This window comes from Pantoea folii (assembly GCF_056678875.1).
Genome location: NZ_JBWXON010000025.1, coordinates 58,160 through 78,880, shown reverse-complemented (window position 1 = coordinate 78,880; position 20,721 = coordinate 58,160). Strand labels below are relative to the sequence as shown.

The window sequence follows — 20,721 nt, the reverse complement described above, 5'->3', positions numbered from 1 at the left end:
TTACCCAAGGGCGGTAAAAAAGAAGCCGCAACGTTATCCGTTGCGGCCTCCATTAAGATCTTAACTGACAAGCATTATGGCAAGCGCCATCCTCTTTAATCACATCAGCATGGTGCCAAATCAGGCATACACAGGCAGACGCGCACAGATATCGAGTACCTTCTGCTTGGTGCGCTCGATGGTCGCTTCGTCGTTGATGTTGTCCAGCACGTCAGCGATCCAGCCAGCCAGCTCACGCACGTCTGCTTCTTTGAAGCCACGGCGTGTCACTGCAGGCGTACCGATACGCACACCGGAGGTCACGAATGGGCTCTTCGGATCGTTAGGTACACTGTTTTTGTTCACAGTGATGTTAGCACGGCCCAGCGCGGCATCCGCTTCTTTACCGGTCAGGTTTTTGCTCACCAGATCGATCAGGAACAGGTGGTTATAAGTACCGCCTGAAACGATGTTGTAGCCACGCTCCAAAAGAACTTCAACCATTGCTTTGGCGTTTTTAGCCACTTGCTGCTGGTAAGATTTGAACTCTGGCTCCATTGCTTCTTTGAACGCCACCGCTTTACCCGCGATCACGTGCATCAATGGACCACCCTGACCACCCGGAAACACCGCAGAGTTCAGTTTTTTGTACAGATCTTCGTCGCCGTTTTTCGCCAGAATCAGGCCACCACGTGGACCCGCCAGAGTCTTGTGGGTGGTTGAGGTCACGATGTGTGCATGCGGAACCGGGTTCGGGTAGACATCAGCGGCGATCAGACCGGCAACGTGTGCCATGTCAACGAACAGGTAAGCGCCCACGCTATCAGCGATTTCGCGCATTTTTGCCCAGTCACACACGCCAGAGTATGCAGAGAAACCACCGACGATCATTTTTGGCTTATGCGTTTTAGCCAGCTCAGCCAGTTCGTCGTAGTTGATTTTGCCGGTTTCGTCGATGCCGTAAGGGATGACGTTATACAGCTTGCCTGACAGGTTCACTGGTGAACCGTGCGTCAGGTGACCACCGTGCGCCAGGTTCATACCGAGGATGGTGTCGCCCGGCTGCAACAGCGCAGTGTAAACCGCGAAGTTGGCCTGTGAGCCAGAGTGCGGCTGTACGTTGGCAAAGTCTGCGCCAAACAGCGCTTTCGCGCGATCGATTGCCAGCTGCTCAACGATATCAACGTATTCACATCCGCCGTAGTAGCGTTTGCCCGGATATCCTTCGGCATATTTGTTGGTGAGCTGTGAACCTTGCGCCTGCATAACGCGTGGGCTGGTGTAGTTTTCAGAAGCAATCAGTTCGATGTGCTCTTCCTGACGCACCTTCTCTTGCTCCATAGCCTGCCACAACTCGGCATCATAATCGGCAATGTTCATATCACGCTTTAACATCCGGCATCTCCTGACTAGCTAACTTTTTTAACGGCAGTTTAGGCCCCGGCAAGGGGCGAAGGCCAACAGTGTAAACGGTTTTGACAGGTGACGGTAGCGCCAATCCCCTCTTTTTACGCAAACGATTGGCACGGCGCTGGAACGGGTTTTTTACGCCTTTTTGCAATCCTGTAAATCACGATATTTGCTCACGGTGGAGAGGAATATTTTTCAGGTTTGTGGGCCAGCTTCCAGCTTCAGCACCTAACCCGCAATCAAAACAGGGGATTTACAGGCTGGATGAACGATCATAAGATGCATTTAAAATGCATGTTTAAATTCACTGTGAGGCATTCACCATGCTTGATGCGCAAACTATCGCTACCGTAAAGTCTTCCCTGCCCGCTATTGCTCAGCTTGGCCCGCAACTCACTGGCCACTTCTACCAACGTTTGTTAACGGCACATCCGGAACTGAAAAACGTCTTCAACATGAATAATCAGCGCAGTGGCAATCAGCGTGAGGCGCTGTTTAATGCCATTGTCGCGTACGGCAGCAACCTGGAGAACCTGGCGGTGCTGCTGCCGGCGGTAGAGAAAATTGCGCAGAAGCACACCAGCCTGAACATTCAGCCCGCGCAATATGCGGTAGTCGGTGAAACGTTGCTGGCCACCATCGAAGAGTTACTCAATCCCGGCGATGACGTCTTACAGGCGTGGGGCAAAGCTTACGGGGTGCTGGCGGATGTGTTTATCCAGCGTGAAGAGGCGATTTATTGCGCCTCAGAAGAGAAAGTCGGCGGCTGGCGTGGCGCGCGTGACTTCCGTATCCGTGCTATCAACACTGAAAGCTCGGTGATCAAAAGCTTTGAACTGGTTCCCAACGATGGCCAGCCCGTGGCAGACTTCCTGCCCGGACAATACCTGGCCGTTAGTCTGCGACCTGAAGGTAACGAGAGTATCCAGCATCGCCAGTATTCACTCACCCATCGCCCCAACGCTAAATCTTATCGTATCGCGGTGAAGCGCGAAGAACACGGTAGCGTTTCCGGCTGGTTGCACGCCCATGCGAAGGTCGGTGATATTGTGCAATGTGCGGCACCGGCGGGTGATTTCTATTTGCAAACAACAGGGACCGCGCCGATCACGCTGATTTCTGCCGGTGTGGGCCAAACTCCGATGCTGGCGATGTTAGCCAGCCTGGCTGAACAGCAGTATGCGGGTGCGGTTAACTGGCTACATGCGGCCGAATGTGGTGCACAGCATGCTTTCGCGGATGAAGTGCAAGCCACAGGTGCTCGCCTGCCACATTTCACCAGCCATATCTGGTATCGCGAGCCGGAAAGCGTGGACAGTGGCCGTTTTGATGCGCAGGGATTCATGGACCTCGCAGGCATCTCCAGCCAATTGAATCAGGCCGACCGCCAGTTCTGGCTTTGCGGCCCTCTGCCATTTATGCAGTTTGTCGCGCGGCAGCTGGTCGATGCCGGTATCAGTGCCGATCGTATCCATTATGAAGTTTTTGGCCCGCACAAAGTGCTGTAAACAAAAAAGCCTGCATCATGCAGGCTTTTTAACAGGCTAACGAAGGGGCTTAGATCGCCTCTTCGTCCTCTTCACCGGTACGGATTCGCACCACGCGCGCCACGTCGAACACAAAGATTTTGCCGTCGCCGATTTTGCCGGTCTGCGCAGTATTCATAATGGCTTCAACGCAGGTGTCGACGATGTCATCACCGACCACCATTTCGATTTTCACTTTTGGCAGAAAATCGACCATGTACTCCGCGCCACGATACAGCTCAGTGTGGCCTTTCTGGCGACCAAAGCCCTTCACTTCACTGACCGTCATCCCGGTGATGCCCACTTCAGCCAACGCTTCGCGCACATCATCGAGTTTGAATGGTTTAATAATTGCATCGATCTTTTTCATGACAGATCCTTTTTTCACTCCCTCCATGATGGACGGATAACAAGTAGTATATACCCGTCCTGCTTCAAGTTGCAGAGGGGTTGGCGGCTCTCTTTTCCCCAAATCGCTTGAAGAAGTAAGCTCATCGGGATGCTTTCGTTTGCCGTCTGACTGCAACTCAAATTATTTGGGGTAGTCAATGGATGAATCAATATGCCGCAGCAAGCTACTCTTTAAATTCACTGGCGTCCAGCTCATGGCGTGACAGCAGCTTATAGAATTCTGTACGGTTACGTCCAGCCAGACGCGCAGCGTTAGTGACATTTCCTTTGGTCATTTGCAGCAATTTGCGCAGATAGTTGAGCTCAAATTGATTACGTGCCTCAACAAAAGTCGGCAGCGCCGTATTTTCACCCGCTAACGCCTGCTCAACCAGCGCATCCCCGATCACGGGTGACGTGCTCAGCGCGACACACTGCTCAATCACGTTGACCAGCTGCCGCACGTTGCCAGGCCAACTGGCCCCCACTAAACGTTTCATCGCATCCACAGAGAAGCTGCGCACGAAGGGTTTATGGCGTTCGGCCGATTGGCGCAAGAGATGGTTCGCCAACAGCGGAATATCCTCTGCACGTTCATGTAGTGCGGGAATCTTCAGATTCACCACATTGAGGCGATAGTAGAGATCCTCGCGGAAACTCTTTTTCTCCATCGCTTTGGGCAGATCGCGATGGGTGGCCGAGATGATGCGCACGTTGATATCGACATCCCGATTACTGCCCAGCGGACGCACTTTTCGCTCCTGCAAGACGCGCAGGAGTTTGACCTGCAACGCCTGTGGCATATCACCAATTTCATCAAGAAACAGCGTGCCACCCTCCGCCGCCTGAAACAGCCCTTCACGCGCACTCACGGCACCGGTGAAAGCCCCTTTGGCGTGACCAAACAGCTCAGACTCCAGCAGTTGCTCCGGTAGCGCACCACAGTTAATGGCAATAAACGGCTTGTTTGCACGCGGGCTGGCGGCGTGAATCGCCTGAGCCAGCACTTCTTTTCCGGTACCGCTATGGCCATTGATTAACACGCTGACGTCGGATTGCGCCACCATGTGCGCTTGATCCAGCAAACGCAGCATCAGTGGATTGCGCGTCACTACCGCTTCACGCCAGGTATCATCACTGACGGGCGCGCGCTGTGCTAACGCTTCATCAATGGCTTTATACAGCGCGTCACGATCCACCGGTTTCGTCAGGAAACTGAATACGCCCTGCTGCGTGGCAGAAACCGCTTCGGGGATCGAGCCGTGCGCCGTAAGAATGATCACCGGCAAACCCGCATGGCGTTTCTGGATTTCGCCAAATAACGCCAGTCCGTCCATTTCATCCATACGCAGATCGCTGATCACCAGATCAACTTTCTCTTTCTGCAACTGGCGCAGCGCATCCGGGCCACTTGCGGCGGTGGTCACCTGATAGCCTTCACTGCTTAAGCGCATGCCAAGCAGTTTAAGCAGGCCGGGATCGTCATCCACCAGCAGTAAACGTGCAGACTGTTTCATGGTCACTGATCCTCACTTTGTGCATCACTGGCGCCGTGCGATGTATCGCTGCTGTCCGCCGGTTTACGGGACGACAGCTGGCGTTCGATGTCAGTTAAGCGCTCAAGCTTACGCTGAGTCTCCTCCAGTGATTGACGCAGTTTGGTTTGCTGCTGGCGCAGGTTATCCAGCTCAGTATCGTGGCTTTGCTGGAGTGCAGCATAGCGGCTGCGTTCACCGCTTAACGCCAGCTGCGCCGCCTGATTACTACGCCACAACATTAATAACGGACGCACGGAGGCTGGATAGGAAGCGCTGTAACCGTCTAGCGTATCGACGAACTGACGGCGCTCAAAGGGCGTCACATTGCCATTTGCCAGCAGAATGCCTTGTTTAAAAGCACGCGACCAGCCTTGTACTGGCCAGCGCCGTGCCTCAGCACGCGCTTCCGCTGGGGATAAACGCTCACCACAGTCGATAGCACGCTGCCAGTAGAGGGGGTTGCTCATGGCTGTTGGCGTTTCAATCTTCCACACGTTTTGACAATCGGTCGCCAGATAATCAGGCAGCCGCACTTCTGGCTCAGGAAGATTGGTGCCATCGTGTAACGCGCTGCCCGTGGACGGTGTCTGGCAGGCACTCAAGCCAAATGCCACCAACGCGCAGCTAAAAAGTTTAATCAGGGTGTGTTTCATTAATCAGGCATTCCCGGCGCTGGTCGTCAAAATGATTCGAAAACAGACATCCGCATCCTTGCGCGTTACCAATTGCAAATCGCCCTGCATCCTGCGCAGGCAATCTTTCGCGATGCTTAACCCCAGCCCGCTGCCTTTAACTGGCCCTTTGCGCTGCTGGCTGCCCTGAAAAAAGGGCTCAAAAATCATCGCCTGCTCTTCAGCCGGAATCGGTGTGCCGGTGTTCGCCACCTCAATCCACACCTGGTTGCCTTTCTGTTGGCTCTGCAGCCAGATGTTACCGGATTCGCTGCCGTAGTTCACGGCGTTCGAATAGAGGTTATCGATGACCCTTTGCAGCAATGATGCCTCTGCCAGACAGTGCGCCACCTGAAGATCAACATGGGTGGTGATCTGACGTGCACCGGCGGGCAATGAATGGATTTTAACGACCGCATCAACGATGTCATTGATTGCTACCGGCTCCAGCGCCATGGGGCCATCCGCCAGTTTGCGGTTGTAATCCAAAAGTTGTTCGATGAGACGCTGCAAATGGCGGCTGCTGGTATCAAGAATCGCGACCACTTCTTGCTGTTCCGCATTGAGCGGCCCAGCCACCTGATCGGCCAATAATTCCGTGCCTTCACGCAAGCTGGCAAGCGGGGTTTTCAGTTCGTGCGAGAGATGACGCAGAAACTCATGTCGCTGCTCTTCCAGCCAACTTAGGCGCTCGCTCAGCCACACGATGCGCTGACCGAGTGAGCGGATTTCACGCGGACCGCGAAAACTCACGCTGTCACCCAGCGCTTTGCCTTGCCCCAGTCGGTTAATCATCCGTTCAACGCGTTTAACCGGGCTGATGATCATGCCGGTAAACAGCAGCACCAGTGCCAGACTGATCAGAAACAGAATCAGCGCCTGCCAGCCGAAAAACTGGCCGCGATCGGCGATTTCGCGCTGAAGCTGCAAGCCACGCGAAAATACCACTTCACGCGTCGCCTGCACCATTTGCGCATTGGCATCAGAAAAATGTTCGAGGGCCGTTGCGGCTTTTGCCACTGGGTTACCGTTGTCGCACTGCACGCTGGCGAGCTGCGGCAAGGTTTCCTGCAACGCTTTGAAGGAAGGAAGATCCGGCAGGCTATCCGCATGGCTGGTGAGCATCTGACCGTACCGCGTCCACTGCGTCTGATAAAGCTTTTGCAAGGTGGCATCCCCTAACACGCAATATTGACGATAACTGCGCTCCAGCTCGAGCGCCGTGCGCGCCATCGCTTCGCTGCGGCGTACGTCGGTGAAGGTATTGCGATTGGTATCTGCGGCCTGATTACTGAGCGCAGACAAACTTTCCCAGGCTTGCCACGCCAGCACCAGCAATGGCAACAGGACCAGTAAAAAAGCCATCAAGACTAACTGCCGCAGGGATCGGGGAAACAGACGCCATCTCTTCACTACCGCGCATCCTTTAATGTGAGCTGCTGGCATGCTAACGAAGTATCAATAGGGAAGAAAGTACCGAAAGGAAAACGGCAGCCCTTTTGGGCTGCCGTGAGAGCGACGCCGCAGCATCGCTTGCAAAATAGGTGGAGCCTAACTCAACGTTGCGTCCGATGCTTGATAACGTTGCAAAGCAAGCGATTATCGGTTGGGTGGACGGCAGGCTCCGTTTGGTGCGTCATTCGAATTTTATGAGCTCAACCGCAGTGCGGGGCAATCATAGACAGGAGAATGAGCAACGCAGTGAGTATAGCAACTATCGTGCCAGAAATGAAATAGCATTGATTATCAGAGTAATGCGAGGTGTGACGCAGTTTTTTTATGAAAAAGCGGACCGGCTGGTCTGGCGAAAGTGTCGCTGATCAGCAACGAGTTAGAGGATGAAAAATTGATCCAATATAAATCAATAATTTAAATGTCACCATTTAGCGACACATCAATATCGTGTTTGTCGCTAATTTCCGACAATTTTGCGAGCCAGCCAAAGTAGGTCATGGCGTAATGGATTGAGTGAGTGAGTGAGTCTGGACCAGCTGGCTAAAAGAAAGGCCGCCTTGCGGCGGCCTCTGATGCAGTCGGCTAAATTAGCCCAGCTGCTTGCGTGCGTTGCGGAAGATACGCATCCACGGGCTGTCTTCGCCCCACTCTGCTGGGTGCCAGGAGTTGCTCACGGTGCGGAACACACGCTCTGGGTGCGGCATCATAATGGTGACACGACCGCTTTCATTGGTGACTGCAGTGATACCGTTCGGCGAGCCGTTCGGGTTGGCAGGGTAATTTTCGGTCACTTTACCGAAGTTGTCCACGAAGCGCAGCGCCACCAGACCTTTGCTTTCCAGCTGAGCCAGATGCGCACCGTCACGCACTTCCACGAAGCCTTCACCGTGCGACACGGCGATTGGCATATGAGAACCGGCCATGCCGTCCAGCAGCAACGATGGGCTCGCAGCCACTTCAACCAAGCTGAAACGGGCTTCAAACCGCTCTGACTGGTTACGTACAAAGCGTGGCCACAGTTCGCTGCCCGGAATCAGCTCACGCAGATTCGACATCATCTGGCAGCCGTTACATACGCCCAGCGCCAGCGTCTGTGGACGGTGGAAGAAGTTTTCGAACTCATCACGCACACGGCCGTTGAACAGAATCGACTTCGCCCAACCTTCACCGGCACCCAATACGTCACCGTAAGAGAAGCCACCGCACGCGACCAGCGCCTGGAACTCTTCCAGACCACGACGGCCCGCCAGCAGGTCACTCATGTGCACATCGACAGCGGTGAAGCCAGCACGGTGGAAGGCAGCGGCCATCTCAACGTGGGAGTTCACGCCCTGCTCACGCAGAACGGCAACACGAGGACGCGCGCCTGTGGCGATCATCGGCGCAGCAACATCTTCCTCTGGCTTGAAGGTCAGATGAACGTTCAGGCCAGGATCGTTGTCGTCTTTCTTCGCTTCGTGCTCCTGATCGGCACAGGCAGGGTTGTCACGCAGACGCTGCATCTGCCAGGTGGTCTCTGCCCACCAGGTACGCAGCGTGGTACGACTTTCGCTGTACACCGCGCTCTCACCAGAGCGGATCACAAAGCGATCGCCCGGCAGCGCCTGACCAATCACATGCACATTGCTGCTCAGACCATGGTCGGCAAACACTTTCTCAACGGCTGCACGATCAGCGGCATTAATCTGGATCACTGCACCCAACTCTTCGCTGAACAGTGCTGCCAGCGCATCGTTACCCAGCGCGGCGATATCGGCTTCGATACCGCAGTGACCGGTGAAAGCCATTTCTGCCAGTGTTACCAGCAGGCCGCCATCAGAACGGTCATGGTAAGCCAGCAGCTTCTGCTCGGCCACCAGCGCCTGAATGGCGTTGAAGAAGCCCGCCAGTTGCGATGCATCACGTACGTCGGCTGGTTTGTCGCCTAACTGACGATAAACCTGTGACAGCGCGGTAGCACCCAGGGTGTTTGCGCCGTTGCCCAAATCAATCAGCAACAGCAGGTTATCCTGGTCAGCTTGCAGTTGAGGCGTTACGGTGCGACGCACATCTTCTACACGCGCAAAGGCGGTGATCACCAGCGACAGCGGCGAGGTCATCTCACGCTCTTCGGTGCCCTGCTGCCAGCGGGTTTTCATCGACATCGAGTCTTTGCCCACTGGAATCGTGATGCCCAGCGCCGGACAGAGTTCTTCACCAACCGCTTTCACTGCGGCATACAAACCGGCATCTTCGCCTGGGTGACCTGCTGCGGCCATCCAGTTTGCAGAGAGCTTCACGCGCTGCAGGGAACCAATCGAGGTGGCTGCCAGGTTGGTCAGCGCTTCACCGACCGCTAAACGGCCTGAGGCAGCGAAGTCCAGCAAGGCGACTGGAGCACGTTCGCCCAGTGAGAAGGCTTCGCCGTGATAGCTATCCAGGCTGGCGGTGGTCACTGCACAGTTCGCTACCGGGATCTGCCATGGGCCGACCATCTGGTCACGCGCCACCATACCGGTTACCGAACGGTCACCGATGGTAATCAGGAAGGTTTTCTCTGCCACAGTTGGCAGATGCAGTACGCGATTAACGGCATCTGCCACGGTAATGCCGTCACGCACCAGCGCATCGCCTTTGGCCTGCTGAGTGGCAACATCACGCGTCATCTTCGGCGTTTTGCCCAACAGCACGTCCAGCGGCATGTCGATAGGGTTGTTATCGAAGTGGCTATCCGCCAGGTTCAGGTGCAGCTCTTCGGTGGCTTCACCGATCACCGCATAAGGTGCACGCTCACGCTTACACAGCTCGTCAAACAGCGCCAGTTGAGCCGGTGCCACCGCCAGTACATAACGTTCCTGGGATTCGTTACACCACACTTCCAGCGGGCTCATGCCTGGCTCATCGTTGAGGATGTCACGCAGGTTGAAGTTGCCGCCACGGCCACCATCACTCACCAGCTCTGGCATCGCGTTAGACAGACCGCCAGCACCGACGTCGTGGATGAACAGAATCGGGTTGGCTTCGCCCAGCTGCCAGCAACGGTCGATCACTTCCTGGCAGCGACGCTCCATTTCCGGGTTGTCACGCTGGACAGATGCAAAATCCAGATCCGCATCAGACTGACCAGAGGCCATTGAAGAGGCTGCTCCGCCGCCGAGGCCAATGTTCATCGCGGGCCCGCCGAGCACGATCAGTTTCGCGCCGACGACGATCTCACCCTTCTGCACGTGGTCAGCACGGATGTTACCAATACCGCCCGCCAGCATGATCGGCTTATGGTAGCCACGCAGTTCTGAGCCATTATGGCTGTTCACGCGCTCTTCATAAGTACGGAAGTATCCGTTCAGTGCAGGACGGCCAAATTCGTTGTTGAACGCTGCGCCGCCCAGTGGGCCTTCAGTCATGATATCCAGCGCGGTAACAATACGCTCCGGCTTACCAAAATCTTCTTCCCACGGCTGTTCAAAACCCGGAATACGCAGGTTGGAAACGGAGAAACCGACCAGGCCCGCTTTCGGCTTCGCGCCACGTCCCGTTGCGCCTTCATCACGGATTTCACCACCGGAACCGGTCGCAGCACCTGGCCACGGGGAAATCGCGGTCGGGTGGTTATGGGTTTCCACCTTCATCAGGATATGCGCCTCTTCCTGATGGAAGGTGTATTCGCCCTTCTGCGCATCGGCGTAGAAGCGGCCCACTTTTGAACCTTCCATCACCGCGGCGTTGTCTTTATAAGCAGACAGAACGTGCTCAGGATTGTGTTCAAAGGTGTTTTTGATCATTTTAAACAGCGACTTCGGCTGTTTTTCACCGTCGATAATCCAGTCGGCGTTGAAGATTTTATGACGGCAGTGCTCTGAGTTTGCCTGAGCAAACATATAGAGCTCGATGTCGTTCGGATTGCGGCCCAGTTTGGTGAAGGCATTCAGCAAATAGTCGATTTCGTCATCGGCCAGTGCCAGGCCCAGCGTGGTGTTGGCCTGTTCCAGTGCAAGGCGACCGGCACCCAGCACATCAACGCTTTTCAGCGGCTGTGGTTCATGGTGTGCGAACAACTGCTGCGCATCATTCAGGTCACCGAACACGGTCTCCATCATGCGGTCATGCAGCAGGCTAGCCAGCTGTTGCCATTGCGCTTCCGTCAGCTGCGGCGCCTGCACATAGAAAGCCATACCGCGTTCGAGGCGGATAACCTGGGGCAGATCGCAGTTGTGCGCGATATCGGTGGCTTTTGATGACCACGGAGAAATGGTGCCGGGACGCGGCGTCACCAGTAACAAACGCCCTTGTGGCGCGTGCTCGGCGAGAGAAGGACCGTATTTCAGCAGACGTTGCAGGCGGGCATGTTCATCCGCACTGAGCGGTGCACTGACATCGGCAAAATGGACGTACTCGGCGTAAATATCACTCACTGGCAGGTGAGCGTCCTGAAAGCGGGTCAGCAGTTTGTTTACACGAAATGCCGACAGAGCGGGCGAACCACGCAGAATTTCCATCATCAAAGATCTCTCGTCTTCGAAGCGCCGGGCGACGCTTCATTGGGCGCAACAGGGGAAAACGGGCGGTATTATAGAGAAACAGCACGGGTTACGAAACCGTTTGCGCATAAAATCTGGCACTCAGCATTTGGCTGAATTTTGCACAATTCTTGCTATATAAGTTGCCCTGCTGCACTTTGTTGCGCAAAATGCCCCTCGCTCTGGGAGTAAAAACAACACAAATACTGCCTTTAAAAGACAGAGGCCTGTGAGCCATTACGAGACAACTATTTGAAACGCCTGAAAATAAACTATCTGTTTATCGGTCTGATCACCGTGCTGCTTGCGCTGGCACTGTGGCCTTCCATCCCCTGGTACGGGGGCGGAAAAGACGCGCTATCACAGATTAAATCACGTGGAGTGCTGCGCATCAGTACCGTCAACTCCCCGCTGACTTACTACACCATCAATAATGCACCAGCCGGTATGGATTACGAGCTGGCGAAACGCTTCGCCGATTATCTTGGCGTCAAACTTGAGGTTACGGTGCGTCCGAACCTCGGCGATCTGTTTGACGATCTGGATGATGGTAAGGCGGATTTGCTGGCCGCCGGGTTGATCTACAACGGTGAACGCCTTGCCCACTATCAAAGTGGACCGAGCTACTACTCTGTTTCGCAGCAGTTGGTGTACCGCATTGATAAGCCACGGCCGAAGAATCTCGGCGATTTGAAAGGCCGCCTGATTGTGCAGTCCGGTTCGGCATATCTGTCAACTTTACGTTCCGCAAAAGCTGACAGCTATCCCGATCTCGATTGGGCGATTTCTACCGATCAGGGACAGAAAGCGCTGCTGGAAGCCGTCGCCGACGGCAAGCTGGATTACACCGTGGGCGATTCGGTCACCATCGGCTTATTGCAGCGCATCCATCCGCAGCTGGCCGTAGCATTCGACATCACCGATGAAGAACCGGTCACCTGGTATCTGCCACGCAGTGATGATGACAGTCTGAATGCGGCAATGCTCGACTTCTACAGCCAGATGGGCGAAGAAGGCACAATGGCGCGCCTCGAAGAGAAGTATCTCGGTCACGTTGGCACTTTTGATTACGTGGATACCCGCACCTTCCTGCGCGCGATTGATAACACGTTGCCGGATATCAAACCGCTGTTTGAGAAATACGCGGCGAGCATGGACTGGCGTCTGCTGGCAGCCATCTCTTATCAGGAGTCGCACTGGAATCCGCAGGCGACCTCACCGACCGGCGTGCGCGGCATGATGATGTTGACGCGTAACACCGCTGACAGCCTCGACGTCAACGATCGCCTTGATCCTGAGCAGAGCATCCGTGGCGGCAGCGAATACCTGCAACGTATGATGGAGAAGGTGCCGGACACCATCCCTGATGATGAGCGCATCTGGTTTGCATTGGCGGCGTATAACATGGGCTATGCGCACATGCTGGATGCCCGCAAGCTGACGGCCAAACAAGGCGGTAATCCTGATAGCTGGGCCGATGTCAAACAGCGTCTGCCGATGCTAAGCCAGAAGCGTTATTACGCGCAAACCTCCTACGGTTACGCGCGCGGCCATGAAGCTTACAACTATGTCGAGAACATCCGTAAGTATCAGATCAGTCTGGTGGGATATCTGCAGGAGCAGGAGAAGCGTATCGCTCAGCAGTCGGCGCTGGAAGCCGAATTGGGCGCCGGTTACCCGGCGGTCGAACCTAAGATTGCGATGAACTAACCTTCGCGCTGCGCCTGGCGCAGCGCTTTCTTTTGCTCACGGCGCATGCGGAAGAAGTCACTCAACATTCCGGCACACTCGTCCGCCAGTACACCGCAATCAATCTGAATCTGATGATTCATACCTGGGTGACCAATCACGTCCATGAGCGAGCCCGCTGCGCCCGTTTTCTCATCCTTTGCGCCATATACAAGCCGCGTAATGCGACTGTGTACCATCGCACCGGCGCACATCACGCAGGGTTCCAGCGTCACATATAACGTGGTATCAAGCAGGCGATAGTTTTCGAGGATTTTTCCGCCCTGCCGCAGCGCCATGATTTCGGCATGCGCGGTCGGGTCGCACTGACCAATCGGTCGATTCCAGCCTTCGCCAATCACTTTATCGCCCTGCACTAATACCGCGCCCACCGGCACTTCGCCCTGTTCCCACGCGCGACGCGCCAGCTCCAGCGCATGGCGCATCCAATATTCATCTGTTTGTGGGTTCACCGGGCAGCTCCTGCGAATTTAAAGGCGGCGCATTATAGACGGAATCGCCGCATGATTCACTCCAGCTGTTGCAGCTCACCGCGAGGTGTCACCCGCCAGCGATGCTGGCAGAAGAACAGCAGCGGGTTATCCTGTTTACTGTCGCTGTAACCGCTGTAGAGTTGCAATGGTGTACCAATCTTCTCTTCGAGTTGAGCGACCTTCTCATGCCCGAGGCAACGCATGGCCAGCACGCGTCCCCCTAAACCGGGTTGCATCTGACTGGCAATCAGCTGTACGCGCGGCAGAAAGGCCGAATCGAAATAGACCTGCTCCACCAGTGATTGTGGTGAACCAGTGATCAGCCACACATCCGCATCATCGCTGCTGAGATAATCGGTCAGACGTTGTTGCACCACCGGAAAAGCGGTGACGCGCTCGCGGAACCATGTCGCGAACGCGGCCTCACGCTGACGCAGGCGCAGCTCACTGTGGCCAAAAGTAATGGCCCACAGCAGTAAACTCATTGGCCAGCGTGCGGCGCGTCCTTTAAACAGCATTCCCAGGCCAATTACCGGCAACAGCGGCACCACCAGCAACAGGTTGATCGGCTGGCGTCGCAGCAGATAACGCATAAAGGTGCCAAACATGTCCTGCTGATGCAGCGTGCCATCCAGATCGAAAAACACCACGCGGCGTTGCGTACCCTTTGTCAAACTCCTCTCCTTATCTTTCCTTTCTACGGCTTGCCCTACAGTGTAGCCAGCTTCAACGGCAGGGGCGAAAGCAGTCATTTTTAATTCCAATGGCCACAATGCCAGCTGAATAGTTTATTCTTTGTGTCGGCGTGCTGTCATTAAAACCTGATGGTGCGAAAAGAGACTAAGCTCAAGCGGGATTAGATGGATTAAGGATCGAACATGAGTTCATTGCTGCGAATTCGCCAGCTCTACCCTCGACTGGCGCTAAATGAGCGTCGGCTGGCGGATTTTTTGCTGTCGCAGCCGGATCGGGCACGGCATCTGAGTTCACAAAAACTGGCTGAGGAATCGGGCGTCAGCCAGTCGAGCGTGGTGAAGTTTGCCCAAAAATTGGGCTATAAGGGATTCCCTGCGCTGAAACTGGCACTGAGTGAGTCGCTGGCGGATCGCGACGCCATCACCGTGCACAATCATATTCTTAGCGACGATCCCCTCAAAGTGGTCGGCGAAAAATTACTGACTGAGAAGATTTCCGCTATCCGCGCCACGCTGGATATCAACAGCGAAGAGAAATTGCTGCAAACCCTGCAATTGCTGAAAAACGCCAACCGCATTTTGTTAGTGGGCATCGGTGCGTCGGGGTTAGTGGCGAAAGATTTCTCATGGAAGCTGATGAAGATTGGCATCAACGCGGTAGCCGAGCAGGATATGCATGCTTTACTGGCGAGCGTGCAGGCGATGGCACCGGGGGATGTGCTGCTGGCGATTTCCTATACCGGCGAGCGGCGTGAGATTAACCTTGCGGCACAGGAAGCCGCGCAGCTGGGGGTCGACGTGCTGGCGTTTACCGGCTTTACCCCCAACTCGCTGCAACAGTGCGCTTCCATATGCTTGTACACCGTTGCCGAGGAGCAAAGCACGCGCAGTGCCGCAATCTCATCCACCAGTGCACAACTGGCGTTGACTGACCTGCTGTTTATGGCGTTGGTACAAAACGATCCAGAACGCGCTTCAAGCCACATAAGGCACAGTGAAGAACTGGTCAAAAAACTGGTGTGATACAAAAAAAGCCGTCATTCGGCCTTTTTACTTTGCGAAGCAGAATCGTGACGACAGGCCTGGCGGCTCGCATGCTGCAAGTTATGCAGGCACTCATCGCATAAAGCGGCATCATCAGACATCCAGCGAGCCAGCCACCCTCGCGCAACTCCACACTGAATGCATTGCTGCTTTAAAAACATTTCTTTCAACGAGTTAATTTTTATCATGGTGCTTACGACAAACATTTATGCGGATAATTACCGCACAAAATGATAACTCGGAGTATTCCTAATTCCTATCTAACCTTTGATGAATTTTGCTTGAGTGACGCAATCCTCGCTTTGTTTGATCCCGCGCAATAAACCATGCGACCTTATAAGCCGGTTTTATGATAAGGTGCGCGCCTTCTTTGTCAGGCTAACGGCGATCATGGCTTTACTTATTACGGCGAAATGCATCAATTGCGATATGTGCGAACCTGAATGCCCGAACCAGGCCATCAGTTTAGGTGAGGCGATCTATGAGATTGATGTCGACCGCTGCACCGAATGCGTGGGCCATTATGATGTGCCGACCTGCCAAAGCGTCTGCCCGATTGATAACACCATCATTTCTGACCCACAGCACCCGGAAACCCGTGAGGCGCTGTGGGAGAAATTTGTCGTGTTGCACCCTTAGTCTTCGATGATCACCGTTGCGCAGGCGTAGTGGCGCTCATCGGCCAGCGTGACATGCACATGTTTCACGCCCAACTGGCTGGCAATCACTTTTGCCTGTTCGAAAAAGCGTAAGCCCGGTTTGCCAAGCGCGTCGTTGTACACTTCGAATTGATTAAAGGCCAGACCACCGCGAATGCCTGTACCAAAGGCTTTGGCCGCCGCTTCTTTCACCGCAAAACGTTTGGCAAGAAAGCGCACCGGTTGCTGGTGCGCCTGATATTGCTGCCACTCGGCTTCGCTCAAGACGCGACGCGCCAGACGATCGCCGGATCGCTCAATCACACCGGCAATACGTTCGATTTCAACGATGTCGCTGCCGAGTCCGAGAATCGCCATTAACGACGCGCTTCCCGCATCAGCTGCTTCATCTCTGACACCGCATCCGCCAGGCCACTGAACAGCGCACGGCCAATGATGGCGTGACCAATGTTTAGCTCATGCATCTCCGGCAGTTCAGCGATGGCTTGCACGTTGTGATACGTCAGACCGTGACCGGCGTTAACCTTCAAACCGAGGCTGGCTGCAAATGTGGCTGCGTTGCGAATACGCGATAATTCGGCTTCACGCTCCAGCCCTTCCGGTGCTTCCGCATAGGCGCCAGTGTGGATCTCAATGTAAGGCGCGCCGCTGGCAACGGCCGCTTCAATCTGGCGGTGGTCGGCATCGATGAACAGCGACACCAGAATACCCGCTTCGCTCAGCAGGCGAACCGCAGCATTGATTTTGTCCTGCTGACCCGCCACATCTAATCCGCCTTCAGTGGTCACTTCCTGGCGCTTTTCCGGCACCAGACACACGAAGTGCGGCTTGATATCACAGGCAATGTCGATCATCTCATCGGTCACCGCCATCTCCAGATTCATACGTGTCTGGATGGTGTCGCGCAGAATACGCACATCGCGATCGGTGATATGACGACGATCTTCACGCAGGTGCACAGTGATGCCATCTGCGCCCGCCTGTTCAGAAACAAACGCCGCCTGGACTGGATCGGGATAATTCGTGCCACGTGCGTTACGTACGGTGGCGATGTGGTCAATGTTGACCCCTAACAGCAACTCAGCCATGACAATCCTTAAATAGGTTCAGTGTGTTTGCAGTGTACCGTGCTGAGCATATCAGGCGGTACGACCAGCGCTAGTCGTTTGCCACATCGGGCTTCTTTTTGGGCACAAACTGGCGAAACAGTTCCTGGCTCTTCAGCGGTTTACCGCCCAGATAAGGCTTGAGCGCCATACGCGTGAAGCGCTTGGCAGCACGCAGGCTGTCGGCATCGGGAAACTCGCGTTCCCACAGCGCACGCAACTGGCGACCGGTAAAACTGCGTTGGTTCACCACCAGGCTGGCGATAAACCCCTTCTCTTCACGATAACTGTACGTCATGCCGTCATCGATCTCTTCACCACTGCCCGCACAGTGCAGGAAATCCACGCCGTAACCCAGGTGGCCCAGCAGCGCCAGTTCAAAGCGACGCAGCGCCGGTTCAGGCGTGCCACTGCCTGCGGCCAGCATCTGGATGCAATGGAGATAGTCAAAGAAGAGGTCGGAGAAAGGAATTTCCTGCTCAAGCACGCGAGACAGCAGTTCGTTAACGTACAACCCGCAGTAAAGCGTGATGCCACTGAGCGGTAAGGCCAGCGACACCGCTTCAGCGCTGCGCAGCGTTTTAACTTCGCCACGCCCACCCCAACGCACCAGCAGCGGCGTGAAGGGTTGGAGTGCACCTTTGAGTTGCGAACGGCGCGAGCGTGCGCCTTTGGCGAGGACGCGGACGCGCCCTTCGCTTTCGCTGAACAGATCGAGCAGGAGGCTGGTTTCGCTGTAAGGGCGACTATGCAGCACAAAGGCGCGTTGCCAGCCTTCCATCAATTATTCGTCTGTATAGCCCAGGCTGCGCAGTGCACGTTCGTCATCCGCCCAACCCGATTTCACTTTAACCCACAGTTCGAGATGCACTTTGGCTTCAAACATCTCTTCCATGTCTTTACGCGCTTCAATACCGATGGTTTTAATCTTGGCGCCTTTGTTGCCAATCACCATCTTCTTCTGCCCTTCGCGCTCGACGAGGATCAGACCGTTGATGTCATAGCCACCACGATCGTTAGAGACGAATTGTTCGATTTCCACGGTCACTGAGTAAGGCAGTTCCGCACCGAGGAAGCGCATCAGTTTTTCACGGATGATCTCAGACGCCATGAAGCGCTGTGAACGATCGGTGATGTAATCTTCCGGGAAGTGATGGTCAGATTTCGGCAGGCATTTACGCGCGATAGCGGCAATGGCATCAACGTTCTTACCGCTTTCTGCCGAGATCGGTACAATCTCAAGGAAATTCATCTGCTGGCTCAGGAACTGCAGGTGTGGCAGCAGAATGGTTTTATCCTGAATGTTATCGACCTTGTTAACCGCCAGCACCACCGGCACTTTGCCGTCGCGCAGCTTGTTCAAGACCATTTCGTCGTCCGGCGTCCAGCGGGTGCCCTCAACAACAAAAATCACCAGCTCCACATCACCAATTGAGCTGCTGGCAGCACGGTTCATCAGGCGGTTAATCGCCCGCTTCTCTTCCATGTGCAGCCCGGGAGTATCCACGTAAATCGCCTGATAAGCGCCTTCAGTGTGAATACCCATGATGCGGTGACGCGTGGTTTGCGGTTTACGCGAGGTGATCGACACTTTCTGCCCCAGTAATTGGTTCAGTAAGGTGGATTTGCCAACGTTAGGTCGGCCAACAATCGCGATAAAGCCGCTGTGTGTTTCGATTTCGCTCATTCGAGTCCTGACTTGAGCAGCGTCGCTGTCGACGCTGCGATATGACTATGTATTTTATTCGAGACCAAGCTTAATTAATGCCTGTTCAGCGGCAGCTTGCTCTGCTTTACGGCGGCTGGAACCTACACCCACCACCGGTTCTGCCATGCCACTCACCTGACAGTGAATGGTGAATTCCTGATCGTGGGCTTCGCCACGCACCTGCACCACCAGATAAGAAGGCAGCGGCAGGTGACGCCCTTGCAGAAACTCCTGCAGACGCGTTTTTGGATCTTTTTGCTTATCACCCGGGCTGATTTCATCAAGGCGATTTTGGTACCAATCGAGAATCAGTTTCTCAACGGTTTGAATGTTGCTGTCGAGGAAGATACCGCCAATCAGCGCTTCAACCGTATCAGCAAGAATCGATTCGCGACGGAAACCGCCACTCTTCAACTCGCCCGGTCCAAGACGTAAACATTCGCCAAGTTCAAACTCACGCGCCATCTCTGCCAGGGTATTGCCCCGCACCAGCGTAGCGCGCATGCGGCTCATGTCACCTTCATCCACACGTGGGAAGCGGTGATAAAGCGCATTGGCAATCACATAGCTGAGAATGGAATCGCCAAGAAACTCAAGACGTTCATTGTGCTTACTGCTGGCACTGCGGTGAGTCAATGCTTGCTGCAGTAGTTCCGGATGAGTAAAAGTGTAGCCCAGTTTGCGCTGCAGCTTGTTAATAAGGATGGGGTTCATGCGATTCCAGTTATTCTGTGCGTCTGTAACTCTGCATACGAAACAGGGCTGAGCTTCCAACACGTTCTGTTTCGTTTGCAGTGGCCCCCCGAAAGAGGCCAACCGTGTTGCCCACCGCAGTGGGCATAATGCTTAGTGGATTCCGCCGATGCGACTTAAGCGCACGCCCGTTGGCCACTGTCCTTCTTGTTTCTCAAAGCTCATCCAGATAGCCACCGCTTTACCGACCAGATTCTTCTCAGGCACAAAGCCCCAGTAGCGGCTGTCGGCGCTGTTATCGCGGTTATCACCCATCATGAAATATTGCCCTTCCGGCACGATCCACGTGGATTGCGGCTGACCCGGCTGCTGATAATACATGCTTGCCTGGCTCTGCGCTTCGTTTACTAACAGGATATCGTGCGTCACCGTGCCCAACGTCTCTTTACGTGTTCCCAGACGCAGGCCGCCCTTCATGGTTTCGCCCTGTGGTGCTTCAAAGAAGCCGTTACCGGTTTCATTGCCATCAAAGCCGCTGAAGGTTTGAATGAAGCGGCTTGGCTCCACGTTGGTATAGGTGATCGGCAACGCGGTATCGCATTTGCCCGTGCCACAACCCGGGTTAACCGTCAGCGTTTTACTGTAAGGATCAAACACCACTTTGTCGCCCGGCAGACCGATCACACGTTTAATGTAATCGACGCTCGGATCTTTCGGGTATTTAAACACCGCCACATCACCACGCTGCGGATGACCCGTTGGGATCAGCGTGGTTTGAGTAATCGGATCTTTGATTCCGTAAGCAAACTTCTCCACCAGAATAAAATCACCAATCAGCAACGTCGGCATCATGGAACCTGATGGGATCTGGAACGGCTCAAAAATAAATGAGCGAACGATCAGTACCACTGCCAGCACCGGGAACACCGATGCCGCCGTTTCTACCCAGCCTGGCTGAGCCGCCACTTTGGCCAGCGTTTTGCCGTCCAATGTGTTGCCCGCCTGCGCTTGTGCAGCTGCCTGCTTAGCACGACGCGCCGGAGCCCACTTAAAGCGATCGATACACCAGATAACACCCGTTATAAGCGTGGCGATCAACAGAATCAGGGCGAACATATTAGCCATTAAA

At 54.8% G+C, this 20,721-nt stretch carries 18 protein-coding genes; 4 read left to right on the top strand and 14 right to left on the bottom strand.

Annotation, left to right across the window (positions count from 1 at the left end):
- Nucleotides 1-120: 120 nt before the first annotated feature.
- Nucleotides 121-1,374, bottom strand: coding sequence for a serine hydroxymethyltransferase (gene glyA / locus AC1MDE_RS23485; RefSeq protein WP_045814929.1), 1,254 nt, complete (start codon nucleotides 1,372-1,374; stop codon nucleotides 121-123).
- Nucleotides 1,375-1,712: 338 nt separating this feature from the next.
- On the opposite strand from glyA, the gene hmpA reads away from it, so the two are divergent.
- Nucleotides 1,713-2,897 (top strand): NO-inducible flavohemoprotein, encoded by a 1,185-nt coding sequence (hmpA, locus tag AC1MDE_RS23480; protein ID WP_480345133.1) that lies wholly within the window; start codon nucleotides 1,713-1,715, stop codon nucleotides 2,895-2,897.
- Nucleotides 2,898-2,946: 49 nt separating this feature from the next.
- On the opposite strand, the gene glnB is transcribed toward hmpA, so the two are convergent.
- The 5 genes from glnB to purL form a co-directional block, all read right to left on the bottom strand.
- Entirely contained in the window at nucleotides 2,947-3,285 is a 339-nt protein-coding gene (gene glnB / locus AC1MDE_RS23475; protein ID WP_034825643.1) for a nitrogen regulatory protein P-II, read from the bottom strand.
- 205 nt (nucleotides 3,286-3,490) lie between these two features.
- On the bottom strand, nucleotides 3,491-4,822 hold the full coding sequence (gene glrR / locus AC1MDE_RS23470; protein ID WP_480345132.1) for a two-component system response regulator GlrR: 1,332 nt from the start codon (nucleotides 4,820-4,822) through the stop codon (nucleotides 3,491-3,493).
- A 2-nt stretch (nucleotides 4,823-4,824) separates the two neighbouring features.
- Nucleotides 4,825-5,496, bottom strand: coding sequence for a two-component system QseEF-associated lipoprotein QseG (qseG, locus tag AC1MDE_RS23465; RefSeq protein WP_480345131.1), 672 nt, complete (start codon nucleotides 5,494-5,496; stop codon nucleotides 4,825-4,827).
- 3 nt (nucleotides 5,497-5,499) lie between these two features.
- Nucleotides 5,500-6,927, bottom strand: a complete 1,428-nt coding sequence (locus AC1MDE_RS23460) for a sensor histidine kinase (RefSeq protein WP_480345130.1) — start codon at nucleotides 6,925-6,927, stop codon at nucleotides 5,500-5,502.
- A gap of 629 nt (nucleotides 6,928-7,556) precedes the next feature.
- Complete coding sequence (gene purL, locus AC1MDE_RS23455; protein ID WP_058959157.1) at nucleotides 7,557-11,447, bottom strand: phosphoribosylformylglycinamidine synthase; 3,891 nt, start codon at nucleotides 11,445-11,447, stop codon at nucleotides 7,557-7,559.
- 270 nt (nucleotides 11,448-11,717) lie between these two features.
- On the opposite strand from purL, the gene mltF reads away from it, so the two are divergent.
- Nucleotides 11,718-13,175, top strand: coding sequence for a membrane-bound lytic murein transglycosylase MltF (mltF, locus tag AC1MDE_RS23450; protein WP_058959158.1), 1,458 nt, complete (start codon nucleotides 11,718-11,720; stop codon nucleotides 13,173-13,175).
- Here the strand turns inward: mltF and tadA are convergent.
- Nucleotides 13,172-13,666, bottom strand: a complete 495-nt coding sequence (gene tadA, locus AC1MDE_RS23445) for a tRNA adenosine(34) deaminase TadA (RefSeq protein WP_072017009.1) — start codon at nucleotides 13,664-13,666, stop codon at nucleotides 13,172-13,174. The two genes, mltF and tadA, sit on opposite strands and share 4 nt — an antisense overlap.
- A gap of 56 nt (nucleotides 13,667-13,722) precedes the next feature.
- Entirely contained in the window at nucleotides 13,723-14,361 is a 639-nt protein-coding gene (gene yfhb, locus AC1MDE_RS23440; RefSeq protein ID WP_058959159.1) for a phosphatidylglycerophosphatase C, read from the bottom strand.
- A 204-nt stretch (nucleotides 14,362-14,565) separates the two neighbouring features.
- Here yfhb and AC1MDE_RS23435 point away from each other — a divergent pair, with 204 nt between their 5' ends.
- Together AC1MDE_RS23435 and AC1MDE_RS23430 are read left to right on the top strand one after the other, a co-directional pair.
- A complete protein-coding gene (locus tag AC1MDE_RS23435) occupies nucleotides 14,566-15,405 on the top strand; it encodes a MurR/RpiR family transcriptional regulator (protein WP_034825629.1) in 840 nt (279 codons plus the stop codon).
- Between the two features lie 411 nt (nucleotides 15,406-15,816).
- The gene (locus AC1MDE_RS23430) at nucleotides 15,817-16,065 is read left to right on the top strand and encodes a YfhL family 4Fe-4S dicluster ferredoxin (RefSeq protein ID WP_058959160.1); all 249 of its coding nucleotides are present in this window, start codon (nucleotides 15,817-15,819) and stop codon (nucleotides 16,063-16,065) included.
- Here the strand turns inward: AC1MDE_RS23430 and acpS are convergent.
- From acpS to lepB, 6 genes are all read right to left on the bottom strand, one after another.
- Nucleotides 16,062-16,442 (bottom strand): holo-ACP synthase, encoded by a 381-nt coding sequence (gene acpS, locus AC1MDE_RS23425; protein WP_034825626.1) that lies wholly within the window; start codon nucleotides 16,440-16,442, stop codon nucleotides 16,062-16,064. The genes AC1MDE_RS23430 and acpS overlap by 4 nt on opposite strands.
- On the bottom strand, nucleotides 16,442-17,173 hold the full coding sequence (gene pdxJ, locus AC1MDE_RS23420; protein ID WP_480345129.1) for a pyridoxine 5'-phosphate synthase: 732 nt from the start codon (nucleotides 17,171-17,173) through the stop codon (nucleotides 16,442-16,444). The genes acpS and pdxJ overlap by 1 nt, the downstream gene beginning before the upstream one ends.
- Nucleotides 17,174-17,243: 70 nt before the next feature.
- A complete protein-coding gene (gene recO / locus AC1MDE_RS23415; RefSeq protein WP_034825622.1) occupies nucleotides 17,244-17,972 on the bottom strand; it encodes a DNA repair protein RecO in 729 nt (242 codons plus the stop codon).
- A 3-nt stretch (nucleotides 17,973-17,975) separates the two neighbouring features.
- The gene (era, locus tag AC1MDE_RS23410; RefSeq protein ID WP_034825620.1) at nucleotides 17,976-18,878 is read right to left on the bottom strand and encodes a GTPase Era; all 903 of its coding nucleotides are present in this window, start codon (nucleotides 18,876-18,878) and stop codon (nucleotides 17,976-17,978) included.
- Nucleotides 18,879-18,932: 54 nt separating this feature from the next.
- Nucleotides 18,933-19,613 carry a ribonuclease III gene (gene rnc / locus AC1MDE_RS23405; protein ID WP_034825618.1) on the bottom strand — a complete coding sequence of 227 codons (681 nt, stop codon included), beginning with the start codon at nucleotides 19,611-19,613 and terminating at the stop codon, nucleotides 18,933-18,935.
- Nucleotides 19,614-19,745: 132 nt separating this feature from the next.
- Nucleotides 19,746-20,717, bottom strand: coding sequence for a signal peptidase I (lepB, locus tag AC1MDE_RS23400; RefSeq protein ID WP_480345128.1), 972 nt, complete (start codon nucleotides 20,715-20,717; stop codon nucleotides 19,746-19,748).
- Between the last annotated feature and the right edge of the window lie 4 nt (nucleotides 20,718-20,721).